The 22,590-nt window shown below is 65.0% G+C and carries 25 protein-coding genes and 1 other RNA gene; 16 read left to right on the top strand and 10 right to left on the bottom strand.

All coding sequences use genetic code 11. The annotated features are described in order from the left end of the window. Together CYJ10_RS03135 and CYJ10_RS03140 are read left to right on the top strand one after the other, a co-directional pair. Positions 1 to 591: ABC transporter permease subunit (locus tag CYJ10_RS03135; protein WP_101680403.1), on the top strand; the 591-nt coding region annotated here is incomplete at its 5' end. Then, positions 588 to 1,322 carry an amino acid ABC transporter ATP-binding protein gene (locus CYJ10_RS03140; RefSeq protein WP_101680080.1) on the top strand — a complete coding sequence of 245 codons (735 nt, stop codon included), beginning with the start codon at positions 588 to 590 and terminating at the stop codon, positions 1,320 to 1,322. The genes CYJ10_RS03135 and CYJ10_RS03140, both read left to right, overlap by 4 nt. 210 nt (positions 1,323 to 1,532) lie before the next feature. On the opposite strand, the gene CYJ10_RS03145 is transcribed toward CYJ10_RS03140, so the two are convergent. After that, positions 1,533 to 2,363 carry a class II glutamine amidotransferase gene (locus CYJ10_RS03145; protein ID WP_101680081.1) on the bottom strand — a complete coding sequence of 277 codons (831 nt, stop codon included), beginning with the start codon at positions 2,361 to 2,363 and terminating at the stop codon, positions 1,533 to 1,535. A 121-nt stretch (positions 2,364 to 2,484) separates the two neighbouring features. Here CYJ10_RS03145 and CYJ10_RS03150 point away from each other — a divergent pair, with 121 nt between their 5' ends. The 5 genes from CYJ10_RS03150 to rnpB all read left to right on the top strand — a co-directional run bounded on the left by CYJ10_RS03150 (position 2,485) and on the right by rnpB (position 7,091). Next, positions 2,485 to 3,558 (top strand): tartrate dehydrogenase, encoded by a 1,074-nt coding sequence (locus CYJ10_RS03150; RefSeq protein WP_101680082.1) that lies wholly within the window; start codon positions 2,485 to 2,487, stop codon positions 3,556 to 3,558. After that, on the top strand, positions 3,555 to 4,853 hold the full coding sequence (locus tag CYJ10_RS03155; RefSeq protein ID WP_101680083.1) for a glycerate kinase type-2 family protein: 1,299 nt from the start codon (positions 3,555 to 3,557) through the stop codon (positions 4,851 to 4,853). The genes CYJ10_RS03150 and CYJ10_RS03155 overlap by 4 nt, the downstream gene beginning before the upstream one ends. Positions 4,854 to 4,868: 15 nt before the next feature. Continuing rightward, positions 4,869 to 5,903, top strand: coding sequence for a dihydroorotase (gene pyrC, locus CYJ10_RS03160; protein ID WP_101680084.1), 1,035 nt, complete (start codon positions 4,869 to 4,871; stop codon positions 5,901 to 5,903). Between the two features lie 5 nt (positions 5,904 to 5,908). Continuing rightward, the gene (locus CYJ10_RS03165) at positions 5,909 to 6,712 is read left to right on the top strand and encodes a DUF3025 domain-containing protein (protein WP_101680085.1); all 804 of its coding nucleotides are present in this window, start codon (positions 5,909 to 5,911) and stop codon (positions 6,710 to 6,712) included. Between the two features lie 34 nt (positions 6,713 to 6,746). Beyond that, an RNA gene (gene rnpB, locus CYJ10_RS03170) (RNase P RNA component class A) lies at positions 6,747 to 7,091 on the top strand. Between the two features lie 85 nt (positions 7,092 to 7,176). Here rnpB and CYJ10_RS03175 read toward each other — a convergent pair. Then, positions 7,177 to 7,599: an OsmC family protein gene (locus CYJ10_RS03175; protein ID WP_101680086.1), complete on the bottom strand. Its 423-nt coding sequence runs from the start codon at positions 7,597 to 7,599 to the stop codon at positions 7,177 to 7,179. A gap of 784 nt (positions 7,600 to 8,383) precedes the next feature. Here CYJ10_RS03175 and rplM point away from each other — a divergent pair. The 5 genes from rplM (at position 8,384) to erpA (ending at position 11,198) form a co-directional block, all read left to right on the top strand. Further along, entirely contained in the window at positions 8,384 to 8,812 is a 429-nt protein-coding gene (rplM, locus tag CYJ10_RS03180; protein ID WP_019447062.1) for a 50S ribosomal protein L13, read from the top strand. 14 nt (positions 8,813 to 8,826) lie between these two features. Continuing rightward, positions 8,827 to 9,219 carry a 30S ribosomal protein S9 gene (gene rpsI, locus CYJ10_RS03185; protein WP_066739492.1) on the top strand — a complete coding sequence of 131 codons (393 nt, stop codon included), beginning with the start codon at positions 8,827 to 8,829 and terminating at the stop codon, positions 9,217 to 9,219. A gap of 243 nt (positions 9,220 to 9,462) precedes the next feature. After that, complete coding sequence (locus tag CYJ10_RS03190; protein WP_101680087.1) at positions 9,463 to 10,218, top strand: DUF6776 family protein; 756 nt, start codon at positions 9,463 to 9,465, stop codon at positions 10,216 to 10,218. A 23-nt stretch (positions 10,219 to 10,241) separates the two neighbouring features. Then, positions 10,242 to 10,730 (top strand): bactofilin family protein, encoded by a 489-nt coding sequence (locus tag CYJ10_RS03195; RefSeq protein WP_101680088.1) that lies wholly within the window; start codon positions 10,242 to 10,244, stop codon positions 10,728 to 10,730. 99 nt (positions 10,731 to 10,829) lie between these two features. Further along, positions 10,830 to 11,198 (top strand): iron-sulfur cluster insertion protein ErpA, encoded by a 369-nt coding sequence (erpA, locus tag CYJ10_RS03200; protein ID WP_066739489.1) that lies wholly within the window; start codon positions 10,830 to 10,832, stop codon positions 11,196 to 11,198. A 72-nt stretch (positions 11,199 to 11,270) separates the two neighbouring features. On the opposite strand, the gene CYJ10_RS03205 is transcribed toward erpA, so the two are convergent. Together CYJ10_RS03205 and CYJ10_RS03210 are read right to left on the bottom strand one after the other, a co-directional pair. After that, positions 11,271 to 12,404, bottom strand: a complete 1,134-nt coding sequence (locus tag CYJ10_RS03205) for an anhydro-N-acetylmuramic acid kinase (protein WP_101680089.1) — start codon at positions 12,402 to 12,404, stop codon at positions 11,271 to 11,273. A gap of 3 nt (positions 12,405 to 12,407) precedes the next feature. Continuing rightward, positions 12,408 to 13,802 carry a M23 family metallopeptidase gene (locus tag CYJ10_RS03210; protein ID WP_101680090.1) on the bottom strand — a complete coding sequence of 465 codons (1,395 nt, stop codon included), beginning with the start codon at positions 13,800 to 13,802 and terminating at the stop codon, positions 12,408 to 12,410. A 216-nt stretch (positions 13,803 to 14,018) separates the two neighbouring features. Between CYJ10_RS03210 and tyrS the strand changes: the two genes are divergently transcribed. From tyrS to CYJ10_RS03230, 4 genes are all read left to right on the top strand, one after another. After that, entirely contained in the window at positions 14,019 to 15,260 is a 1,242-nt protein-coding gene (gene tyrS, locus CYJ10_RS03215; protein ID WP_101680091.1) for a tyrosine--tRNA ligase, read from the top strand. Between the two features lie 7 nt (positions 15,261 to 15,267). Continuing rightward, on the top strand, positions 15,268 to 15,738 hold the full coding sequence (dtd, locus tag CYJ10_RS03220) for a D-aminoacyl-tRNA deacylase (RefSeq protein ID WP_101680092.1): 471 nt from the start codon (positions 15,268 to 15,270) through the stop codon (positions 15,736 to 15,738). Between the two features lie 19 nt (positions 15,739 to 15,757). Continuing rightward, complete coding sequence (locus CYJ10_RS03225; RefSeq protein ID WP_101680093.1) at positions 15,758 to 16,405, top strand: YbhB/YbcL family Raf kinase inhibitor-like protein; 648 nt, start codon at positions 15,758 to 15,760, stop codon at positions 16,403 to 16,405. A 64-nt stretch (positions 16,406 to 16,469) separates the two neighbouring features. Then, positions 16,470 to 17,144 carry a histidine phosphatase family protein gene (locus CYJ10_RS03230; protein WP_101680094.1) on the top strand — a complete coding sequence of 225 codons (675 nt, stop codon included), beginning with the start codon at positions 16,470 to 16,472 and terminating at the stop codon, positions 17,142 to 17,144. 21 nt (positions 17,145 to 17,165) lie between these two features. On the opposite strand, the gene CYJ10_RS03235 is transcribed toward CYJ10_RS03230, so the two are convergent. From CYJ10_RS03235 to CYJ10_RS03260, 6 genes are all read right to left on the bottom strand, one after another. After that, a complete protein-coding gene (locus CYJ10_RS03235) occupies positions 17,166 to 17,900 on the bottom strand; it encodes a queuosine precursor transporter (protein WP_101680095.1) in 735 nt (244 codons plus the stop codon). 155 nt (positions 17,901 to 18,055) lie between these two features. After that, entirely contained in the window at positions 18,056 to 18,643 is a 588-nt protein-coding gene (locus CYJ10_RS03240) for a BPSL1445 family SYLF domain-containing lipoprotein (protein WP_101680096.1), read from the bottom strand. A 64-nt stretch (positions 18,644 to 18,707) separates the two neighbouring features. Then, positions 18,708 to 19,298 carry a hypothetical protein gene (locus tag CYJ10_RS03245; protein WP_101680097.1) on the bottom strand — a complete coding sequence of 197 codons (591 nt, stop codon included), beginning with the start codon at positions 19,296 to 19,298 and terminating at the stop codon, positions 18,708 to 18,710. A gap of 151 nt (positions 19,299 to 19,449) precedes the next feature. Beyond that, positions 19,450 to 20,517: a Holliday junction branch migration DNA helicase RuvB gene (gene ruvB, locus CYJ10_RS03250; protein ID WP_101680404.1), complete on the bottom strand. Its 1,068-nt coding sequence runs from the start codon at positions 20,515 to 20,517 to the stop codon at positions 19,450 to 19,452. Between the two features lie 74 nt (positions 20,518 to 20,591). Then, positions 20,592 to 21,173 carry a Holliday junction branch migration protein RuvA gene (ruvA, locus tag CYJ10_RS03255; protein WP_101680098.1) on the bottom strand — a complete coding sequence of 194 codons (582 nt, stop codon included), beginning with the start codon at positions 21,171 to 21,173 and terminating at the stop codon, positions 20,592 to 20,594. A 127-nt stretch (positions 21,174 to 21,300) separates the two neighbouring features. Next, entirely contained in the window at positions 21,301 to 22,515 is a 1,215-nt protein-coding gene (locus CYJ10_RS03260; RefSeq protein ID WP_101680099.1) for a glycerophosphodiester phosphodiesterase, read from the bottom strand. Positions 22,516 to 22,590 lie beyond the last annotated feature (75 nt).

The following is a 22,590-nucleotide window of genomic DNA, read 5'->3' on the forward strand; positions in this document are numbered from 1 at the left end:
GCGGTGATCGTCGGCATCGTCTGGGGCACGATTCTGGCAATGATGCGCCTGTCGTCCAGCAAGCCGCTGAACTGGTTTGCGCAGGCGTACGTGACGCTGTTCCGGTCCATCCCGCTGGTGATGGTGCTGTTGTGGTTCTTCCTGATCATCCCGCAGTTGCTGCAGAAGGTGTTCAACCTGAACGCGGCTTCGGACCTTCGCATGACTTCCGCGCTGATCGCGTTCTCGCTGTTCGAGGCCGCGTACTACTCGGAAATCATCCGCGCCGGTATCCAGAGCGTGTCGCGCGGGCAGATGTTTGCCGCGCAGGCGCTGGGCATGACCTATGGCCAGACCATGCGGCTGGTGGTGCTGCCGCAGGCGTTCCGCAACATGGTGCCGCTGCTGCTGACGCAGGGCATCATCCTGTTCCAGGATACGTCGCTGGTGTACGTGAGCGCGCTGGCGGACTTCTTCGGCCAGGCCTACGGCATTGGCGAGCGTGATGGCCGCATCGTGGAGATGCTGCTGTTCGCCGGCCTCGTGTACTTCATCATTTGTTTCTCCGCTTCGCTGCTGGTCAAGCGTTATCAGAAAAAGGTGGCCGTATGATCGAAATTAATAACGTTTCCAAGTGGTACGGCGCCTTCCAGGTGCTGACGGACTGCACGACGCAGGTCGCAAAGGGCGAAGTGGTGGTGGTGTGCGGCCCGTCGGGTTCGGGCAAGTCCACGCTGATCAAGACCGTGAACGCGCTGGAGCCGTTCCAGAAGGGCGACATCCTGGTGGATGGCACGTCGGTGGGCAATCCGAAGACCAACCTGCCCAAGCTGCGCTCGCGCGTGGGCATGGTGTTCCAGAACTTCGAGCTGTTCCCGCACCTGTCGATCACCGAGAACCTGACCATCGCCCAGATGAAGGTGCTGGGCCGCTCGAAGGAAGAGGCCACCGCCAAGGGCCTGAAGTACCTGGAGCGCGTGGGCCTGAAGAGCCAGGCGGCCAAGTATCCGGGTCAGCTGTCGGGTGGCCAGCAGCAGCGCGTGGCCATCGCCCGCGCGCTGTCGATGGATCCGATCTGCATGCTGTTCGATGAACCGACGTCGGCGCTTGACCCCGAAATGGTCAACGAAGTGCTGGACGTGATGGTGCAGCTGGCGCAGGAAGGCATGACCATGATGTGCGTGACCCACGAAATGGGCTTCGCCCGCAAGGTGGCCAACCGCGTAATCTTCATGGACGCCGGCAAGATCGTCGAGGACTGCGCGAAGGAAGAGTTCTTCGGCAACATCGAAGCCCGTTCGGAACGCGCCCGCCAGTTCCTGTCGAAGATCCTGCAGCACTGAAAGCCGTAAGTCTGGCCGTCGGTTGTTTGACAGGCCAGAGCCGCGTGCCGCGCCCAGGTGCGGGCAGGCGGCGATGTCCTGGCTCTCTCTTCCCTCATGGGGAGAGAGGGGGGGAGAGGGGTGGTTCAGCAAGGAACCACATCAGGCAAGGCCGTCGGTGTCATCCGGCATGGTCGCGCCCGACACGCTCGCCCTCTCCCCCAGCCCCTCTCAAGTACACGCCGTATTGGCCGCGTTCTTCGCCTGTACCTCGGGCGGAATCGGTACCGTCCACGTCATGGTGGGCCGGCCGTCCTCGAACATGATCAGCTCGCCCGGGGCAAACTGGGTCCACGTCTCGTTGTCGGTCAGCGGTGCGGTGGCGATCACGGCCACGCGGTCGTCCGGCGTGGTGACCTGCGCGAAGTCGATCGACAGGTCCGCGTCGATCAGATGCGCCTTCGAGAACGGCCACTGCCGCACGATGTAGTACAGCCGTGTGGAGCAGTGCGCGAACAGCGCCTGGCCGTTACATAGCAGAAAGTTGAAAACGCCATGCAGCGTGATGTCGCGGGTGATGTCCGCCAGCGCATGGCCCAGCTCGTTGAGCGGCGGCTGCGACCCCGGAAATCGCTTGCGCAGCCCCTGCATCAGCGTGCAGAAGGCCAGTTCGCTGTCGGTATCGCCCACGGGCTGGTAGACCCCGGACAGGAACGGCGTGAAGCCCTTCAGGTCGCCGTTGTGGGCAAAGATCCAGTGCCGGCCCCATAGCTCCCGCATGAACGGGTGGCAATTTTCCAGCAGCACCGTACCCTGCGTGGCCTTGCGGATATGGGAGATGACGTTCTTCGACTTGATCGGGTAGCGCTTGATCAGCTCGGCCACTGGCGACGTGCCGGCCGACTGGTTGTCGATGAACAGCCGGCAGGCCTTGTCCTCGAAGAACGCCACGCCGAAACCGTCGGCGTGATGGTCTGTCACACCGCCGCGGGCGGCGAAGCCGGTAAAGGAAAACGTCACGTCGGTGGGCGTGGCGCAGTTCATGCCTAGCAGCTGGCACATGGCGAGGGCACCGTGCGGCAGGGGGCTGCCGCTTTGCAATAGAATGCAGCCATTATCATGCGCGTGCCCGATGCTGCCAAGCCGGGCGCCCGCGCCCCCCGCCACCTCGCCCTTCCCAGCCATGAGTCAATACAAGATCGCTGTCATTCCCGGAGACGGAATCGGAACGGAAGTGATGCCGGAAGGCATCCGTGTCATGGACGCCGCGGCGCGGCGCTTCGGCATCGACTTCCAGTGGGACCACTTCGACTTTTCCAGCTACGCATACTACGAGCGCCACGGCAAAATGCTGCCGGACGACTGGTTCGACACGCTGGTCAAGTACGATGCCATCTACTTCGGCGCGGTGGGCTGGCCGGCGAAGATCGCCGACCACGTGTCGCTGTGGGGGTCGCTGCTGCAGTTCCGGCGCTCGTTCGACCAGTATGTGAACCTGCGGCCCGTGCGCCTCATGCCGGGCATCAAGAGCCCGCTGGCCGACCGCAAGCCCGGCGACATCGATTTCTACGTGGTGCGCGAGAACACCGAGGGCGAGTATTCCAGCATCGGCGGGCGTATGTATCCGAACACCGACCGCGAGATCGTGGTGCAGGAAACGGTGATGAGCCGGCATGGCGTGGACCGCATCCTGAAATTTGCCTTCGAGCTGGCCCAGAAACGGCCGAAGAAGCATCTCACGTCGGCCACCAAGTCCAATGGCATCTCGATCACGATGCCGTACTGGGACGAGCGGGTGGAAGCGATGGCCGCCAATTACCCCGGCATGAAGGTCGACAAGTACCACATCGACATCCTGACCGCGCACTTCGTGCAGCATCCGGACTGGTTCGACGTCGTGGTGGCCAGCAACCTGTTTGGCGACATCCTGTCCGACCTGGGCCCGGCCTGCACGGGCACGATTGGCGTGGCGCCCTCGGGCAACATCAATCCTGACAAGGTCTATCCGAGCCTGTTCGAGCCGGTGCACGGCTCGGCCCCCGATATCGCTGGCAAGGGCATCGCCAACCCGATCGGCCAGATCTGGTGCGGTGCAATGATGCTGGAGCACCTGGGCCATCCCGAGGCAGGCGCGGCCGTGCTCCAGGCCATCGAAAAGGTGCTGGCCGCCGGGCCGGGACATGCGCCGCTGACGCGCGACATTGGCGGTACCGCCTCCACGGCCGATCTGGGCCAGGCCATCGCGGGGGCGCTGTGAACTTCCAGGGCTGCCCCCGTACCTTGCTGCTTGAGAGCTTCCGTGCCGCCGTGGCGGCCGCCGATCCGCTGGAAATCGTCGCCAGCCACCTGCCGCCGCCCCATGCCGGCGGACGGACGCTGGTGGTGGGCGCCGGCAAGGCCGCCGCGTCGATGGCGCTGGCCGTCGAACGGGCCTACGCAGGCAAGGCCACGCTCGAAGGCGTGGTGGTGACGCGGTACGCGCACGGCCTGCCGACCGACCATATCCGCGTGATCGAGGCCGGCCATCCGGTGCCCGACGAAGCCGGCGAACAGGCCGCCGCCGACATCCTGGCCCAGGTGCAGTCGCTGGGTCCGGACGACCGGCTGATCGTGCTGGTGTCGGGCGGCGGATCGAGCTTGCTGTCTCTGCCGGCCGAAGGCATTCCGATGGCCGATCTGAAGGCGACGACGCGCGAATTGCTGCGCTGCGGCGCGCCGATCACCGACATGAACATCGTGCGCAAGCATATTTCGCGCATCCAGGGAGGACGGCTCGCGCAGGCCAGCCGGGCACCCGTGACCACGCTGATCGTGTCCGACGTGGCCGGCGACGACCCCAGCGCGATTGCGTCGGGGCCGACCGTGCCCGACCCCAGCACCTATGCCGATGCGCTGGCCATCCTCAAGCGTTACGGCGCCACGGTGCCCGAGACCGTCCAGGCGCACCTGGAACGCGGCGCACGCGATGAGATCGCCGAAACGCCAAAGCCGGGCGATGCACTGTTCGCCCGCGTGGACAATCGGATGATCGCCACGGCCCATGGCAGCCTGGATGCCGCGGCCGCGCAGTTCCGGCGCCAGGGCATCCAGCCGGTGCTGCTTGGCGATACCGTCACCGGCGAGGCGCAGGAGGTGGCGCGTGTCTACGCGGCACTGGTGCGCGAGATTCGCAAGTACAATGCGCCGTTCTCCGTGCCGGTGGTGCTGATTTCGGGCGGTGAATGCACGGTCACATTGCCGAGCGGGGCGTCGGAACGGGCCCGTGGCGGCCGCTGTTCGGAATTCCTGCTGTCGCTGGCGATCGAACTGGACGGCGCGGCCGATATCCATGCGATCGCGGCCGATACCGACGGTATCGACGGGTCCGAGGACAATGCCGGAGCGCTGCTGGCGCCCGATTCCCTGGCCCGCGCCGAAGCAGCCGGTGTCTCGGCCCGGCAGAAGCTCGACACGCACGATGCGTGGGGCTTCTTCGACGCCGTGGGCGACCTGGTGGTGACCGGCCCCACGCGCACCAATGTGAACGATTACCGCGCCATCCTGATTCTCTAAGTTGTGCTTGTCCCCATGACCCAGAAGCTTACGATTACCCGCCCCGACGACTGGCATCTGCACGTGCGCGACGGCGCCGCGCTGTCGGCGGTGCTGCCCGACACGGCGCGCCAGTTCGCGCGCGCGATCATCATGCCGAACCTGAAGCCGCCCGTGACCACGGTCGAGCTGGCGCGTGCCTATCGCGACCGCATCCTGGCCGCGCTGCCGGCCGGTGTGGCGTTCGAGCCGCTGATGACGCTGTACCTGACCGACAACCTGCCGCCCGAGGAAATCGTCGCGGCCAAGACCAGCGGCTTCGTGCATGCGCTGAAGCTGTACCCGGCGGGCGCAACGACCAACAGCGACGCGGGCGTGACCGATATCCGCCGCTGCTATCCGACGCTGGAAGCGATGCAGCGCGAAGGCATTCCGCTGCTGGTGCACGGCGAGGTGACCGATGGCGACATCGACATCTTCGACCGCGAAGCCGTGTTCATCGACCGTGTGATGAAGCCGCTGCGCCGCGACATGCCGGAGCTGAAGGTGGTGTTCGAGCACATCACCACGCGCGACGCCGCCCAGTACGTGGCCGAGGCCGAAGGCCCGATCGGCGCGACCATCACCGCGCACCATCTGCTCTACAACCGCAACGCGATCTTCACCGGCGGCATTCGTCCGCATTACTACTGCCTGCCGGTGCTCAAGCGTGAAATCCACCGCGACGCGCTGGTCAAGGCGGCCACGTCGGGCAGCGAGCGCTTCTTCCTGGGCACCGACAGCGCCCCGCACGCCCGCGGCCTGAAAGAGCACGCCTGCGGCTGCGCCGGCTGCTACACGGCGCTGCACGCGATGGAACTCTATGCCGAGGCATTCGATGCGGCCGGCGCGCTGGACAAGCTCGAGGCGTTTGCCAGTTTCAACGGCCCGGCGTTCTACGGCCTGCCGCGCAACACCGGCACGCTTACGCTGACGCGCGAAGACTGGGAACTGCCGGCCGAACTGCCGTATGGCGATACCACCTTGGTGCCGCTGCGCGCCGGCGAAACGCTGCGCTGGAAGGCGAGCTGAGCGGCTTGCTGTCCGCCATCGACTGGACGCGGCCGTGGTTCCGGCCGTTTGCGGGGTTTGCCGCGTCCACCCCGGCCTTTGCCGGCGGGGACCTGCGCCAGGCGCTCAATGCGAGCGCCGCGCAGCTGCCTCACCTGCGGAACGCCCAAGGGTTGCCGCTGCGGTTCGTGCCGCAGGCCGACCTGCCCGAAGGCGTCGCCTACGAAACCCACATCCACGCCACCGGCCAGGTGCCGACGCGCGACAATCTCCACGATGCGTTCAACGCACTCGTCTGGCTGCATTTCCCCGAAACTAAGCGTCTGCTGAACCGGCTGCAGGCCGAGGCCATCGCCCGCGACGGCGTAGGCCAGGTGCGGGGCGGCTTGCGTGATGCGGCAACGCTGTTCGACGAGAATGCGGCCATTTTCGTCAGTCAGGATGCCTCGCTGTTCGATGCGCTGCGCGGGTTTGCGTGGCACGCGCTATTCGTCTCGCAGCGCGAGGCGTGGCACACCCGATGTACCGTGGTGCCGTTCGGCCATGCACTGCTGGAAAAGCTGACGCAACCGTACAAGTCGGTCACGGCCCATGCATGGTGGATTCCGGCTGCGCCCGATACCCCGCTCGATCAAATCGATCGGCGGCTGGCCGGCTCGCTCGGCGGGGCCGCCGACACCGCCCGGCTTGCCGGCGGCCGCAGCTTCGCGCCGTTGCCCGTGCTGGGCATTCCGGGCTGGTCCGATGACAACGTCTATCCGTCGTTCTATGCCGATACCAGCGTGTTCCGTCCCGGACGCCGGGTGGCCGCCGACCTCATCCAGGGCTGACCGCGGGCGGCTTCGGTGTTAGACTGCGGCCCGCAAAGCAGGCCAGACAATCGCTGCTTGCCCTCGCAAGGGGGTGAGGGGAGGAAAGTCCGGACTCCACAGGGCAGGGTGTTGGCTAACAGCCATCCACGGCAACGTGCGGAATAGGGCCACAGAGACGAGTCTTGCCGCCGGCTTCGGCTGGCGGGAAGGGTGAAACGCGGTAACCTCCACCTGGAGCAATCCCAAATAGGCAGACGATGAAGCGGCCCGCCGAGTCTGCGGGTAGGGAGCTGGAGCCGTCCGGTAACGGCCGGCCTAGAGGAATGGTTGTCACATGCCGTGTGCCTGCAAAGGCGCGCGGTATGCACAGAATCCGGCTTATCGGCCTGCTTTGCTCTTTCGGATACAAGAACGCCCGGCGCAGGGACCCTGCGCCGGGCGTTTTGCTTTGCAGGCGAGACGGGGCTTGCCGCCCAGGCCGGTCAGCCTTCCACGATCTCGGTGGTGTGGGTGATCTCGGCCGTCTTGGCCAACATGATCGACGCCGAACAGTACTTTTCGTGCGACAGCTCGATGGCTCGCTCCACCTTGGCGGGGTCCAGGTTCTTGCCGGTCACCGTGAAGTGGAAATTGATCTTGGTGAAGACCTTCGGGTCGGCGTCGGCGCGTTCCGCTTCGAGCTTGACCGAGCAGCCGCGCACGTCCTGGCGGCCACGCTTGAGAATCAGCACCACGTCATAGGCGGTGCAGCCGCCGGTGCCCAGCAGCACCATTTCCATCGGGCGCGGTGCGAGGTTATTGCCGCCGCCATCGGGCGCGCCGTCCATTGCTACGAGGTGTCCGCTGCCGGTCTGGGCGATGAAGCTCATGCCCTCGGGGCCGGACCATGTCACTTTGCATTCCATTTTTTTCGTTCCTCGGTTCCTGATTGTGTTTTTACGCTCACGCCGGCGCGCGTTGTACTGCTTGCATTCCGCGAGTATAGGGCAATCGCCACCCGGGCTTTAGGTGCGGGATTACCCCTAAGATTCTGAAGGTTTCCTCTAGTGTGGCGCCCATGCACCATGCCTGATTTCGTATCAAGTTATTGATTTATAAATGTAAATGTCAGAATTGGATGGTGCCAACGTCATTTCACTTTATGAAATCACATTTCGTAGTGCAAATTTTCTTGCATCTGAAGGGGCCGTATGTATAATCCATTTCATCGAACGACGGCACTGAGAAGCGCGCCAGAGTGCGAAAGCGAAAGCCGGTAACGTACCCGAATCGCTCGCCGCACCGCCCGCCATGACCGGCCCCGTCGATCGCCCGGTGTCTCCTCCACCCTCCTCCTTTGGTGGATTCAAACCCAAGTCCAACACGACTTGGGTTTTTTTTCGTCGATTGCAAGGGTCGACTGCAGTTCGACCGCAAGCCCGGCCCCCGATGCCGCCCCAGTTGCTGCGGCGCAGACGGCGCTTTTCTGGCCGATTGATGCTGTCAGCTTGACGAAAAGCCACAACTTTGCTTGTGCGATCGCGAGAACGCCCCGTATAATCGTCGGCTTTCCGGTCATTGCCCCCGGAAAAAGATTCAGGGAGAGCCTGCAAATACAAGCAGGAAGGCCAGGTCCAAAGGGCCGGCCGCTGACAGGACGCTAAAACGGCGACCGTCATCTCGGGCAGTATTCAAAATCAGGAAAAAATCATGAAGACCTTTTCCGCCAAGCCTGCAGAGGTAAAGCGCGACTGGTACGTGATTGACGCGACGGACAAGGTCCTCGGCCGTGTTGCCAGCGAAGTGGCACGCCGACTGCGCGGCAAGCACAAGCCGGAATTCACTCCTCACGTCGACACCGGTGATTTCATCATCATCGTCAATGCAGCCAAACTGCGCGTGACGGGTACCAAGGAACAGGACAAGAAGTACTACCGCCACTCGGGTTACCCGGGCGGTATCTACGAAACCACGTTCGGCAAGATGCAGCAACGTTTCCCGGGCCGCGCCCTGGAAAAGGCTGTCAAGGGTATGCTGCCGAAGGGTCCGCTGGGCTACGCGATGATCAAGAAGCTGAAGGTTTATGCCGAAGGCGAGCATCCGCATAGCGCACAGCAGCCCAAGGTGCTGGAAATCTAAAGGGGCCAATATCCATGATCGGTAACTGGAATTACGGTACTGGCCGCCGCAAGAGCGCTGTGGCTCGTGTCTTCATCAAGTCGGGCAAGGGCGACATCATCGTCAACGGCAAGCCCATCAAAGAGTATTTCGCTCGCGAAACCTCGCTGATGATCGTGCGCCAGCCGCTGGAACTGACTGCTCACGCCGAAACGTTCGACATCAAGGTCAACGTGACCGGTGGTGGTGAAACCGGCCAGGCCGGTGCTGTTCGCCACGGCATCACCCGCGCCCTGATCGACTACGATGCAACGCTGAAGTCGGCCCTGTCGAAGGCTGGCTACGTTACGCGTGACGCTCGTGAAGTCGAACGTAAGAAGGTCGGTCTGCACAAGGCACGTCGCCGGAAGCAGTTCTCGAAGCGTTAATTCGCTGTTGCCCGTGGATCCGGTTTCGCCGGATCTGGCAGCCCAAAAAACCGCACGATTGCTCGTGCGGTTTTTTTTCGCCTGTACTCCGTGCAGCCCGCCCGCGGAATCGTCCCAAGCCTGATGCACGCTTGCCATTTCTTACACTTTTCATTCGCGCAATGATCACCCGGCGATACAATCACGGGCCTGCAGATCGGGGGAATAGACGATGGGTCACAGAAATTCCGGACGGATGTTGCGATGGGGGTGAAGTACCGGCCGCTGCGGCCACGCGGCAGGCTGCGGGCAGGGCGGGCCATTGTTCGGACGTACCGGCCATGGCGAAGCTGGCTGTTCGTTGCTGTGTTGGTGGGCGTGGTTGGAGCGGTGGCGGGTGTGGCAGCGTATGAGGCTGGGCGCCGTTCGGCGGCACCGCGCGGCACCGATGCCGACCTGGTTGCGGCACATGACCGCTTGCGCCAGCAGTTTGCCGACGTGTCCACTGAACGCGACAGCCTGCGGCAGAGCGCCAACACGGCCGAGGCCCAGTTGAAAATGGCGCATACAGCACATGAGCGGATGGCCGAGCAGGTCAAGTCGGCCCAGGCCGAGGTGGCTCAGCTGAAAGAGGACCTGGGATTCTTCGAGTCCCTGCTACCCGCCACGGGAGACACGTCCGGTATTCACGTACGCAGCTTCCGGGTTGCCCTGGATGAAACGCAGCCCCGTGCGTTGCACTATCGGCTGCTGATCATGCAGGGCGGGTCAAAGGCGTTTGTGGAGCAGCCCGAATTTAAGGGTGATGTGCAATTCACAATCTCGGCAAATCGACATGACAAGCCGTTAACCTTGACGTTGCCGCAGCCGGGCGATGCGCCGCTGCCGGCAATCCGGCTGACGCACTACCAACGCATCGAGGGCGACCTGGCGATTCCGCAGGACGCCGAAGTCCGCGCCGTATCGGTTCGCATCGTCCAGAACGGCCAGGTCCGGACCACGCAGACCGCAACGCCGTAGTACGCGCAAAGAGGGAGTACAACATGCTGTTTTCTAAGAAGAAGGGCCTGTCCATCGACACGCTGGTAGGGCAGGACGCCACCATCGAAGGCGATGTGACCTTTTCCGGGGGATTGCGGCTGGACGGTCGCGTGCGCGGCAATGTCGTGGCTGCAGACGGCAAGTCGAGCATGCTGGTGATCAGCGAGAAAGGCGTGGTCGAAGGCGAGGTGCGGGTGGATCATCTGATCCTGAACGGCACCGTGACCGGCCCGGTCCATGCCGCCGAGTTGCTCGAACTGCAACCCCATGCGCGCGTCTACGGCGAAGTGCGTTATGCGGCGCTCGAAATGCATCAGGGAGCGATTGTGGAAGGCCGGCTGGTGCCGCTGGTGCAAGGTGAAATTCGCGCCTTGCCGAACCATGTACAGCCGACCGAGGTCAAGGAAGAGCAGAAGACGGCCGAAGAAGTGAAGCCGGAGGCCGATACGGTCGGCGAGAAGGCGCCGGATGGCGCCAGTGTGACGGCCTGAAGTGGCCCAAACGTCCAGAGCCCCTTGAAAACAAAGGGCTTCGGCACGATTTGTGAGTAGCGCTTAGAATACGGGCGTATCTAACCAGGAGAATTCCCCATGAACGCAGTCGCAGAGGCACCTGTTACCGAGGAAATGCCGGCACCGTTCGTCTTTACCGATAGCGCCGCCGACAAGGTCAAGCAGCTGATCGAGGAAGAAGGCAATGCCGAGCTGAAGCTGCGCGTGTTCGTGCAGGGCGGCGGTTGCTCCGGCTTCCAGTACGGCTTCACGTTCGATGAAGACGTCAATGAAGACGACACCACGCTGGTCAAGAATGGCGTTACGCTTCTGATCGATTCGATGAGCTACCAGTACCTGGTGGGCGCCGAAATCGACTACAAGGAAGACATCAACGGCGCACAATTCGTAATCAAGAACCCGAACGCTTCGACCACCTGCGGTTGCGGCTCGTCGTTCTCGGTCTGATCGATCCGATCACGCCAAAAAAAGCGCACCTCGGTGCGCTTTTTTTATTCCCGTGGGCAACCCACCCGCCAGTCAGCGCGGATAGATGGCGCCCAGCACGCGCGGCCCCGCCGCACCCGTGACCGTCGGGACATTCCCCGGCGCCCGGCGCACGCACTGACGCGCCAGCCATGCAAAGGCGATGGCTTCCACCTGCGACACCGGCACCCCGAAATCTTCAGTCGTCTGCACCGTGATGCCCGGCAGTAGCCGGCCCAGCGTCGCCATCAGGTAGTCATTGCATGCGCCGCCCCCGCACACGATCAGACGCTGCGCACTCCCGGCATGCATCTGGACGTCCTGGGCGATGGCCGTGGCCGTCAGCATGGCCAGGGTCGCCTGCACATCGGCGGCCGCGATCTGCCGGGGCAGGCTGTTCAGCACCTCTTGCAGCCAGGCCGGATGGAACAGGTCGCGCCCCGTGCTTTTAGGCGGCGGCGCGCGAAAGTAGGGCTCCGCCAGCAGGCGCGCCAGCAGGTCAGCGGCGACGTTGCCACTGGCGCCCCAGGCACCGCGATCGTCGAACGGCTGGCCGCGATGCCGCTGCACCCAGTGGTCAAGCAGCGCATTGCCGGGGCCGCAGTCGAAGCCCGTCACCGGTCGCCCGGAATGGGCGGCCGGCAGGATGCTGATATTGGAGATGCCGCCGATATTGCAGACCACGCGCGTTTCGTCGCGGGCACCGAACAGCGCCGCATGGACGGCCGGCACCAGCGGCGCCCCCTGGCCGCCCGCGGCAATATCGCGGCTGCGGAAGTCGGCCACGACATCGATATCGGTCAGCTCGGCCAGCAGGGCCGGATGCTGGGTCTGTCGCGTGTATCCAGTCCCGTCATACAGCCCGGGACGATGACGGATGGTCTGGCCATGCGCGCCGATGGCGGTCACGTGCCCGGGCGCGACATCGGCCAGGCGCAGAAGCTCGGCCACGCACTCGGCATAGACGCGCGCCAGCCCGTTCGCGGCCACGGCCTCCCGGTGGATTTCGTCCTCACCGGGCTGCTGCAACGCGCCGAACGCCTCGCGCAACGCCGGCGGGAACGGCGCATGCGCCGCGGCCAGTACCGCCGGGTGCGCGCCGGAAAAATCCACCAGCACGCCGTCCGCGCCGTCCATACTGGTGCCCGACATCAGGCCGATATAGCAGTCGCTGGGCACCGTGGGCATGGATCAGTTGCTGGCGGTCAGGACGTTGTAGGTGCGCAGCATGTTGATGCGGCTCAGCATGGCGCTCGAATAGTTCAGGAATTCGGCGCGCGACTTGCCGGTGAGCGTCGGCGCTTCCATCAGCGTCGTGGTCAGTGGGTTTTGCGGCACGTCGTTATAGCGGAACTCGTAATGCAGGTGCGGCCCGGTGGCCCAGCCCGTGGAGCCCACGTAGCCAATCACCTGGCCCTGGCCCACGTGCTGCCCTTCGCGGATGCCCGCAAAGCCCGACAGGTGGGCGTAGTACGTCGAATACCCGCCCGCGTGCTGCAGCACGATGATGTTGCCGTAGCCGTTCTGCTGGCCGACAAAGTCCACCGTGCCTTCGCCCGACGCCAGCACCTTGGTGCCCTGCGGCGCGGCGAAGTCCACGCCCTTGTGCTGCGCCCACTTGTGGTGGAGCGGATGGTCGCGGCCGCCGAAACCCGACGACACGCGCGAGAACTCCACCGGCGAACGCAGGAACGGACGCTTCATGCTGCGGCCGTCGAACGTGTAATACGCACTTGGCTCGCCGTCCTGCGGCGAGTACCAGAGCGCCTGGTACAAAGTGTTGCGGTTGATCAGCTCGATCGCCACCACGCGGCCGTTGCGCACGAATGCGCCGTCGCGGAAGCCGGCCTCGTAGACGATACGGAAGCGGTCGCCGCGCGCAATGTCGTGGTGGAAGTCGATCACGCCGGAGAAGATCGAAATCATCTGGCTGACGACTTCGTCGGGCACGTTGGCGGCATCCATCGACTTGAAGAAGCCGTTGGTGTCGATGGCGCCCGATGCCATCTCGTAGTGCAGGTCGTTGTCGACCGTGGCGATGCGGGCCTTGTACGTGAAGTCGCCGCCTTCCTTGGCCGGCGCCACGCGTTCGATCACCAGTTCGCGCGAGGCCCCGGCGTCGCCGCCCAGGTTGGCCTGCAGCGACACCAGCAGGTTGCTGTCGTCGATCTCGGCCTGCACGGTCTGGCCGGGATTCAGGTTGAACAGGCCACGCGCGGTGGGATTCTTGAGGATGAAGGACTGCGCGTCGGGATCTTCGACGCCAAGGCGGCGCAGCAGCGTGGCGATCGTGTCGCCGCGCTGCATGCGTTCCTGGCGCACGTAGACGCTGTTGCCGTCGACTTCGGTCAATTGTTCGAGTTGCTCGCGCACGTCGGGCATGCGCAGCGACTGCAGCACGCGCGGGGCGAGCGGATCATCGTAGGCGTTGCGGGGGGCAACGCCCATCGCAGCCGCCATGCCAAGCGTGAAGACCGTGCCGACGGCAACGGTCAACTGCTTGCGGCGGCGCGTATGCTGGGGATTCGTAGGGTCAACAAGGACCACCAGCTCACGCGCGAAAACTTCGCGGAGACTAGACCACATCACGTAGAATTCAAGCTTTAGGTATTGCCAAGGCCGCTGCCGCGACGATATCTCTCGTCTGCCTTCCTCCCCCGAGGTGCGGTGCGGGCGTTGTCTGATTGCCGCCTGGAGTGGCGGTTTGCCGACGGCTGACCCGTCTGGCACGAAGCGCGGATTATACCAGAATGGCTTCGGTCGTCCGTCGCAATTTCCTTATAGATTTCAAAGACTTACGCCATGAGTGAAGTGTCCTCGGCCGCCGCGCCCAATTATCCACTTACGCCGTCGGTGATGCGCGCCCTGGAGATCACCAAGCGCGGCTGCGACGAGCTGCTGGTTGAATCCGAGTGGCTCCAGAAGCTCGCACGTAGCGAAGCCACCGGCGTGCCGCTGCGCATCAAGCTGGGCCTGGACCCCACGGCGCCGGACATCCATCTCGGGCACACCGTGGTGCTGAACAAGCTGCGCCAGCTCCAGGACCTGGGCCACCAGGTGATCTTCCTGATCGGCGATTTCACGTCGACGATCGGTGATCCGTCCGGCCGCAATTCGACCCGCCCGCCGCTCACCCGCGAGCAGATCGAGGCCAACGCCCAGACCTACTACAAGCAGGCGAGCCTGGTGCTCGATCCGGCCAAGACCGAAATCCGCTACAACAGCGAATGGTGCGACCCACTCGGCGCGCGCGGCATGATCCAGCTGGCAGCCAAATACACGGTGGCCCGCATGATGGAGCGCGACGACTTCACCAAACGGTTCCGTTCTGGGATTCCGATTTCGGTCCATGAGTTCCTTTATCCTCTCATGCAGGGCTACGATTCGGTGGCGCTGAAGTCCGATCTCGAACTGGGCGGCACCGACCAGAAGTTCAATCTGCTGGTGGGGCGCGAGCTGCAGAAGGAGTATGGCCAGGAATCGCAGTGCATCCTGACCATGCCGCTGCTGGTGGGCCTGGACGGCGTCGAGAAGATGTCGAAGTCCAAGAACAACTACATCGGCGTGACCGAGGCCCCGAACGACATGTTCGGCAAGCTGATGAGCATCTCGGACGATCTGATGTGGCAGTACTTCACGCTGCTGTCGTTCCGCCCCATGAGCGAGATCGATCTCATGAAGGAAGAGATCGCGCTGGGCCGCAACCCGCGCGACTGCAAGGTGGCGCTGGCGCAGGAAATCGTCGCGCGCTTCCACAGCCAGGCCGCCGCTGAGGCCGCGCTCGAAGCCTTCAACCACCGCGCGAAGGGCGGCATTCCCGACGACATCCCGGCCGTGACGCTGGAAGGCGCCCCGCTGGGCATTGGCCAGCTGCTGAAGCTGGCCAACCTGGTGCCGTCGACGTCCGAAGCCAACCGCAATATCGAGCAGGGCGGCGTGAAGATCGATGGCGAGACCGTCAGCGACAAGGCGGTGAAGGTGGCTGCCGGCACGTATGTCGTGCAGGTGGGCAAGCGCCGCTTTGCGCGCGTGACGCTGGCCTGAGGCGGCGATGATCGCCCTGATCCAGCGCGTATCGCAGGCGCGCGTGACCGTGGACGGCCGCACCGCCGGCGAAATCGGCGCCGGCCTGCTGGCGCTGGTCTGCGCCGAGCGCGGCGACACCGAGGCGCAGGCCGAGCGGTTGCTGGCCAAGCTGCTCTCGTACCGGGTGTTTTCCGATGCCGAGGGCAAAATGAACCTGCCGGTGCAGAACATCGACGGCCAGGGCACGGCGGGTGGCTTGCTGGTGGTATCCCAGTTCACGCTGGCTGCCGATACCAACAGCGGCACGCGCCCGAGCTTCACCCCGGCGGCAGCGCCCGAGGACGGCCGTCGGCTCTATGATCATTTCGTGACCCGCGCGCGCGCCGCGCATCCGTCGGTGCAGACCGGCGAGTTCGGCGCCATGATGCAGGTCAGCCTGACCAACGATGGTCCCGTGACGTTCTGGCTGCGCGTGCCGCCCGCCGGAACAACCTGACATATCGAAGGAGATCCCCATGAAACTCTGGAGCAAGGCTTTTGCCGACAACGCGCCGATTCCCGGCGAGTTTGCCTTCTGCGTACCCGATGCCGCCAGCCACGTGGCGTTGTCGTCGAACCGCAACCCTGACCTGCACTGGGACGACTTCCCGGCTGGTACCCGGTCGTTCGCGCTGATCGTTCACGATCCCGACGTGCCCAGCCAGGGCGACGACGTGAACCAGGAAGGCCGCGAGGTGCCGGCATCGCTGCCACGCGTGGACTTCTTCCACTGGGTACTGGTCGACATTCCGCCCGGCCTGAGCACGATCTCGGCCGGCACGCATAGCGATGGCGTCATTGCGCGCGGCAAGCCGGGCCCCGAGGCGCTGGTGGGTACCGCCACGGCCGGTGGCCTGCGCCATGGCCTGAACGACTACACGGGCTGGTTCGCCAACGACCCCGATATGAAGGGCGACTACTTCGGTTACGACGGCCCGTGCCCGCCGTGGAACGATGCCATCGTGCACCACTACGTGTTCACCGTGTATGCACTCGACATCGACCGCGTGCCGGTCGAGGGCAAGTTCACCGGTGCCGACGTGCGCCGCGCGATCGAGGGCCATGTACTGGCGCAGGCCAGCTACACCGGCACCTACACGCTGAACCCGAAGCTTGTGAAGTAACAGGTTGGCCGGACCCCGCGGCCAGCCAGAATCCGCCAAAATCCGTCGCCCCCAAGGAACCGGCATGTTGCAAAGTACCGGCCCGCAGTCGCTGGCCTACACCCACCTGATCGTGATCCGCCATGGCGAGACTGCTTGGAACCGCGAAAGGCGGCTGCAGGGCCAGATCGACATTCCGCTCAATGACACGGGCCGTGCCCAGGCACGCGCGCTGGCCGAAGCCCTGACCGGCGAGCCGATCGATGCGGTGTACACCAGCGACCTGGGACGTGCGCTGGAAACGGCCACGCCGCTGGCGCAGGCGCTGGGTGTGTCCGTCCGCGCCGAGCCGCGCCTGCGCGAGCGCTGCTATGGCGAGCTTGAAGGCATGACCTACGCGGAAGTGGCGGAAAAGCGGCCCGATGACTTTGCCCGCTGGCAGGCGCGCGTGCCTGACTACGCGCCGCCGGCCGGTGAATCGCTGCGCGAATTCCACGAACGGGCGGTGGAGGTGGCGCTGTCACTGTCGCGTCGCCACCCGGGCGAACGGATCGCGCTGGTGGCGCACGGCGGCGTGCTCGATTGCCTCTATCGCGAGGCCACGGGCATGACGCTCGAGGCGCCGCGCTCGCATGAGCTGCTCAATGCCAGCGTCAACCGGCTGCGTTGCGACAGCGCCAACCTGACGCTGCTGCAATGGGCCGATGTCAGCCACCTCGAGGCACTGACACTCGATGAGGTGGATCGCCGCGTACCGTGATGCGCGGCCCGGCCTGGCTGCCTACACGCGCAGCCGGAACGGCGTGAAGTTGGTGTTCCGGTCATACCAGTCCTCGTTTTCCGCCCGCTTCAGAAACCCCACCACCTTGTAGGTCACGGGGGTCATCACGACCTCCCAGCCGGTCTTGAGGATGTACTGCGCGATGGCCACCTGGATGACCTTTTCCAGCGGCCAGATGCCGTAGAACGCAATCACGTAGAACAGCGATGAATCGACGAGCTCGCCCGCCAGGGTCGACCCGATCGTGCGCGTCCAGAGCCAGCGGCCGCCGGTCCAGAGCTTCATCTTGGCCAGGGTGTAGCTATTGGCGAAACTGCCGCAGCAGAACGCGATCAGCGATCCCAGCGCAATGCGCCAGGTGTTGCCGAACACGTCTTCCAGGCTTTTCTGGTAGTCGATCATGAACGGTGCCACGGGCATGCGCAGCACCACGAAGGCCATGAACGTGGCAAACGCCAAGGCGGCAAAGCCAGCCCACACCACGCGGCGGTCGCGGCCATAGCCGTAGACCTCGGTGAGTACGTCGCCAAAGATGTACGACACCGGGAAGAACAGCACGCCAGCGCCGAACGTGACCGGCCCGATCACCGGCAGCGTGACCTGCGCCGCCTTGGCGGCACCGATCAGGTTCGAGCACAGCAGCACCGTGACAAAGGCCACCATCACGAGGTCGTAGTAGCGATAGACGCGCCCGGCGTGACCGGTGGTGGCGGTGGCGGCAAGTGGTTCGTGCATGGGTGGCATCCGGGGGCGCGGGCGACTGGCGTGATTCGCGCGATTATGCCAGTGGCGGCGCGAGCGCGTGGCGCGCGCATGGAAAAGCCCGGCCGAAGCCGGGCGTTTCCATTTGCCGCCTTGCTGCCCCGACAGGGCGGAGCCGGCGCCAGGGGTCAGATGTCGAGCTTGCTGATCTTGGCACCGTTCAGCGAAACGTCGACCATCGCCCCAGCGTTGGTCTGGACGAAGGCAATGACAGGCTGCTGGGCCGTGACGGTGTCGATGGTGCCGTTGGCGCCCACCTTGGCCAGCGCCACGCTGGCATCGGCGCCGACAGTCCAGCCCTTCGACTGCACGAACTTGTTGTACGCCTCGGGCGTCATGAACATGATGATGACCGAGCGGGACTGGCCGCCGGCGGTCAGGCCGATGGAGCCCGCGATCGTACGGTAATAGCCCTGCGTGGCGCCCTTGCTGCGCAGCGCGCCATCGCCATACTCGCCACCGACCACGAGTCCCCCGGACAGCACGCGCGGGAAGATCAGGATGCCTTGCGCGCGGTTGCCCAGTTCCTGCGCGCTTTTCACCGACGAGTAGAGCCGGTTCAGCGCGCCATCGGCGCCGGCGTCGATTTCTCTGCGCTGGGCCGCCGAATCGGTGCCCGCCTTGCTGCCCGTCGTCGTGCAACCGGCAGCAAAGGTGGCCGTGGCGACCAGCAGGCCCGACCCGGCAACCCGGGTGACAAACTGACGTCGATCCATGTGTTGTTCTCCTGGAGGGGAAAGGTACTGCGTCAGAGGCGATGCGGCAGGGTTGCCGGACCGGTCAGCCAGCGGGTGGCGACTTGACCGTGATCGCTACCACTTCCTTGATCACGAACTTGGCCATCTGGCCTTTCTTGATACTGGCAAGATCGATATTGGGATCCTGGACCTTCACTGTGCGCAAAGTCTCACGTGGGCCGCGGAACGTGACTGTGCGCTTGGCAACATCCACATTGGTGATTTGTGCGGTAATGGTGGTGGTGATTTCCCGCATCACGCCGGGTTTGCCGCCCTCGGGCGCGTGCGAGATGCGCTCGACCTGCTCCATCAGCGCGGTGTCCTTGCTGCCGAGCGGTTCCAGCCCGGCCACCACGGCCGCGCCGCGCGTCAGTGTGACGATGTCGCCCTTTTTGACGTTGCCGATGTTCTTGGCTTCCTCGCCGGCGATGATCTCGACCAGGTTGCCGCCCGGGCCCTTGACCAGCACGGCCCGCGAGTCGGGATCGACATTGACGACCCTGCCGCTGACCACCGCTTCCTCGGCCACGCCGATTGGCGCGGGCGTCGATGGTTTCTGGGCATGGACGGCACCGGCCCAGGCGAACATCAGGCAGGCGGCAGTGGAAAGGGCGTGCTGGGCTCGGATTTTCATAGCTGTCCTCATGGCGCGGGTGCGCATCTTGTAAAAAGGATGCAGCCATTGTGGACAACTGGGCATAGGCCAGCAATCCACTTCGAAAAAATTTGCAGGGCTCGCGAAAACGTTTAATTGGCGGCCGCGCAGCCGGCCGCCTGCGTCTTGCTCAGGGGGCGTCGGCGATTTCGCCGCTGCTGTTGCCCTGCGGCGAGGCCAGCCCGAAATGGCGATACGCAGCGGCGGTAGCCACCCGCCCGCGCGGCGTGCGCTGCAGATAACCCTGCTGGATCATGTACGGCTCCAGCACGTCCTCGATCGTGTCGCGGGCCTCGCCAATGGCTGCCGCCAGGTTGTCCACGCCTACCGGGCCGCCGTCGAACTTGTGCAGCACCGCCTCCAGCAGCTTGCGGTCCATCACGTCGAAGCCGACGCTATCCACGTCGAGCATCACCAGTGCCGCGTCGGCCAGTTCGCGCGTGATCGTGCCATCGCTCTTGACCTCGGCAAAGTCGCGCACGCGGCGCAGCAGCCGATTGGCGATACGCGGGGTGCCGCGCGCGCGGCGCGCGATTTCCAGCGCGCCGGCCGGGTCAATGGTCGCGTTGAGCAGTTGTGCAGACCGCGCCACGATGCGAGCCAGTTCGTCTGCCGTATAAAACTCCAGCCGCGCCACGATACCGAAGCGGTCGCGCAGCGGGTTGGTCAGCATGCCGGCGCGCGTGGTGGCGCCCACCAGCGTGAACGGCTGCAGGTCGAGCTTGACCGAACGCGCGGCCGGGCCCTCGCCGATCATGATGTCGATCTGGTAGTCCTCCAGCGCCGGGTACAGGATTTCTTCCACCACGGGCGACAGGCGGTGGATTTCGTCGATGAACAGGACGTCGTGGGCTTCGAGGTTGGTCAGCAGCGCGGCCAGATCGCCGGGGCGCTCCAGCACGGGCCCCGACGTCTGGCGCAGGTTCACGCCCATTTCGCGCGCGATGATGTGGGCCAGCGTGGTCTTGCCCAGGCCCGGCGGGCCGAACAGCAGCACGTGGTCCAGCGCCTCGCGGCGCTTGCGGGCCGCGTGCATGAAGATGTCGAGCTGGCCACGCACTTTTTCCTGCCCGACATATTCGTCGAGCAGCTTCGGGCGCAGCGCGCGCTCGAAGGCTTCTTCCTGGGTGGAGGCGGGGGTGGCGGAGATCACGCGCTCCGGCGGGCGCTCGCCGGTCAGCTTGTCGGTTTCGATCATGGCAATGGAAAGCAATATGGCGCCATTCTACGCTGCCGGTGCGTGCGGCCCGGCGCGATCCGACGCCCGCCGCGTTATCCCTTCGATAGCGCCTTGAGCGCGAGCTTGATGCCATCGGACACGCCCGTGCCGGCCGGCACCTGCTTGATGGCCTGCGCGGCTTCCTTCTCCGAATACCCCAACGCCAGCAGCGCGTTGAGCACGTCGACGGCGCTGTCGGGCACGGACGCGGCCCCGGGCACGTGGCCCAGGTCGGCGCCCAGCTTGCCCTTGAGTTCCAGCAGCAGGCGCTCGGCCGTCTTCTTGCCGATGCCGGGGATCTTCGTCAGGCGTCCGGCTTCCTGCATCGTCACGGCCTGGGCCAGTTCGGGCACCGACAGGCCGGACAGCACGGCCAGCGCCATGCGTGCGCCGATGCCGGTGATCTTGATCAGCTCGCGAAAGGTATTGCGCTCGGTGGCCGTGCCGAAGCCGAACAGCAGGTGGGCGTCCTCGCGGATGATCTGCTGCGTCAGCAGCACCACGGGCTGGCCCGTGGCCGGCAGGTTGTAGAAGGTGCTCATCGGCACATCGATCTCGTAGCCGACGCCGTGGCAGTCGACCAGCAGATGCGGGGGATTCTTTTCAAGCAGGGTGCCGGCGATGCGTCCGATCATGATGGATGTGAAGTGTGAATTGAGCGCAAGTGTAGCGCGGACCGTGGCGTGTTCCCCTCTCCCGCCAGCGGGAGAGGGGTTAGGGGAGAGGGTGGGCGTATCGCCGGCAAGGGACGGCGTTAGTACCTCAACGGCCTGCCCTCTCCACCGCTCCTCTCCCGCTGGCGGGAGAGGGGAGAACACCGTCGGCAGCCTTGCGCCCCAGCGCCGGATCGTCCGTGAAGAAGCCGTCGACGCCGGCCGCCAGGAAGGCTTGGACTTCGCGCACCATGCCGTCCGGGTTGCGTGTGGCATCGTCGCCTGGCGCGCGCAGCGGCTTCGGCAGAAAGCTGTTTTCGGGACGGAACGTGTATGGGTGTACCACCAGGCCAGCGGCATGGGCGTGGGCCACCAGCGGCGTGGGCGCCGCCAGGCCGCCCTGGGCGTCGCGCGGAATCACCAGGCTTTTTTCCGGGCCGATGCCGTTGGCGTAGGTGGCCACTTCGCGCAGGCCGAGCGGCGTCAGCATCGACGCGTAGGTGCGGCTGTCGCCCGCCAGGCGCCAGTCGGCGGGACGCTGCCTGGCGTTGCCGATCAGCTGCACGATCTTCACGTTCGGCATGGCCGCGCCCAGCAACCGCTTCATGGTGCGCAGAGGACCCACCTCGAACGACTGCACATACACCGGTGCGGTCGCGGCGTAGGCGTTGCCTTGCAGCGCGGCGGCGAGCTTTTCTTCGAGCGGCAGGCCGATGCCGCGGAAATAGCTCGGGTGCTTCAGTTCGGGATAGATGCCCACCGGGGTGCCTCGGCGGTTGGCAGCCTGCGCCGCCAGCTTCAGGATTTCGTCGAAGGTGGGGATCTCGAACTGGTCATCGAGCTTCGCGTTGTAGGGGCGCAGCTTGGGGATGCGCTCGCGGGCGCGCAGCGTCTTGAGTTCGGCCCGCGTGAAGTCCTCGGTGAACCAGCCGTCGACACGTTCGCCGTCGATGACCTTGATGCGGCGGCGCCCGGCAAACGCTGGCACTTCGGCCACGTTGGTAGTGCCGGTGATGTCGTTCTCGTGGCGGGCCACCAGCACGCCGTCTTTTGTGGCGACGAGGTCTGGTTCGATGATGTCGGCGCCGTCGTCGATGGCTTTCTGGTATGACGCCAGCGTGTGCTCGGGCCGCAGAGCGCTGGCGCCGCGATGGCCGATGACCAGCGCCGGCGTGGCGGGCGCGGACGCAGCCGGCGCCGGCGCGGGTGCCGTGGCCGGCGGTGTCGCGGTGGCCACCGGGGCACGCGGCGCCGTCACACAGCCAGCCACCAGCGTGGCGGTTGCGGCAGCCAGTGAAAAACGGACAACGAGGGATTGCGGCATCTGGGGCGTTCCTGGGCGGGCTCTCGAACGCCGATTCTAAGCGACGCCGGTGTCAGGCCCTGCGACCCCTGCGCG

The sequence above is a fragment of the Cupriavidus pauculus genome (assembly GCF_002858765.1).
Lineage (GTDB): Bacteria > Pseudomonadota > Gammaproteobacteria > Burkholderiales > Burkholderiaceae > Cupriavidus > Cupriavidus pauculus_B.

Coding starts and splice junctions, on each gene's coding strand:
- CYJ10_RS03140 (WP_101680080.1), top strand. CDS start 588: ATGATCGAAATTAATAACGTTTCCAAGTGGTACGGCGCCTTCCAGGTG.
- CYJ10_RS03145 (WP_101680081.1), bottom strand. CDS start 2,363: ATGTGCCAGCTGCTAGGCATGAACTGCGCCACGCCCACCGACGTGACG.
- CYJ10_RS03150 (WP_101680082.1), top strand. CDS start 2,485: ATGAGTCAATACAAGATCGCTGTCATTCCCGGAGACGGAATCGGAACG.
- pyrC (WP_101680084.1), top strand. CDS start 4,869: ATGACCCAGAAGCTTACGATTACCCGCCCCGACGACTGGCATCTGCAC.
- CYJ10_RS03175 (WP_101680086.1), bottom strand. CDS start 7,599: ATGGAATGCAAAGTGACATGGTCCGGCCCCGAGGGCATGAGCTTCATC.
- rplM (WP_019447062.1), top strand. CDS start 8,384: ATGAAGACCTTTTCCGCCAAGCCTGCAGAGGTAAAGCGCGACTGGTAC.
- rpsI (WP_066739492.1), top strand. CDS start 8,827: ATGATCGGTAACTGGAATTACGGTACTGGCCGCCGCAAGAGCGCTGTG.
- CYJ10_RS03190 (WP_101680087.1), top strand. CDS start 9,463: ATGGGGGTGAAGTACCGGCCGCTGCGGCCACGCGGCAGGCTGCGGGCA.
- CYJ10_RS03195 (WP_101680088.1), top strand. CDS start 10,242: ATGCTGTTTTCTAAGAAGAAGGGCCTGTCCATCGACACGCTGGTAGGG.
- erpA (WP_066739489.1), top strand. CDS start 10,830: ATGAACGCAGTCGCAGAGGCACCTGTTACCGAGGAAATGCCGGCACCG.
- CYJ10_RS03205 (WP_101680089.1), bottom strand. CDS start 12,404: ATGCCCACGGTGCCCAGCGACTGCTATATCGGCCTGATGTCGGGCACC.
- CYJ10_RS03210 (WP_101680090.1), bottom strand. CDS start 13,802: ATGTGGTCTAGTCTCCGCGAAGTTTTCGCGCGTGAGCTGGTGGTCCTT.
- tyrS (WP_101680091.1), top strand. CDS start 14,019: ATGAGTGAAGTGTCCTCGGCCGCCGCGCCCAATTATCCACTTACGCCG.
- dtd (WP_101680092.1), top strand. CDS start 15,268: ATGATCGCCCTGATCCAGCGCGTATCGCAGGCGCGCGTGACCGTGGAC.
- CYJ10_RS03225 (WP_101680093.1), top strand. CDS start 15,758: ATGAAACTCTGGAGCAAGGCTTTTGCCGACAACGCGCCGATTCCCGGC.
- CYJ10_RS03230 (WP_101680094.1), top strand. CDS start 16,470: ATGTTGCAAAGTACCGGCCCGCAGTCGCTGGCCTACACCCACCTGATC.
- CYJ10_RS03235 (WP_101680095.1), bottom strand. CDS start 17,900: ATGCACGAACCACTTGCCGCCACCGCCACCACCGGTCACGCCGGGCGC.
- CYJ10_RS03240 (WP_101680096.1), bottom strand. CDS start 18,643: ATGGATCGACGTCAGTTTGTCACCCGGGTTGCCGGGTCGGGCCTGCTG.
- CYJ10_RS03245 (WP_101680097.1), bottom strand. CDS start 19,298: ATGAAAATCCGAGCCCAGCACGCCCTTTCCACTGCCGCCTGCCTGATG.
- ruvB (WP_101680404.1), bottom strand. CDS start 20,517: ATGATCGAAACCGACAAGCTGACCGGCGAGCGCCCGCCGGAGCGCGTG.
- ruvA (WP_101680098.1), bottom strand. CDS start 21,173: ATGATCGGACGCATCGCCGGCACCCTGCTTGAAAAGAATCCCCCGCAT.
- CYJ10_RS03260 (WP_101680099.1), bottom strand. CDS start 22,515: ATGCCGCAATCCCTCGTTGTCCGTTTTTCACTGGCTGCCGCAACCGCC.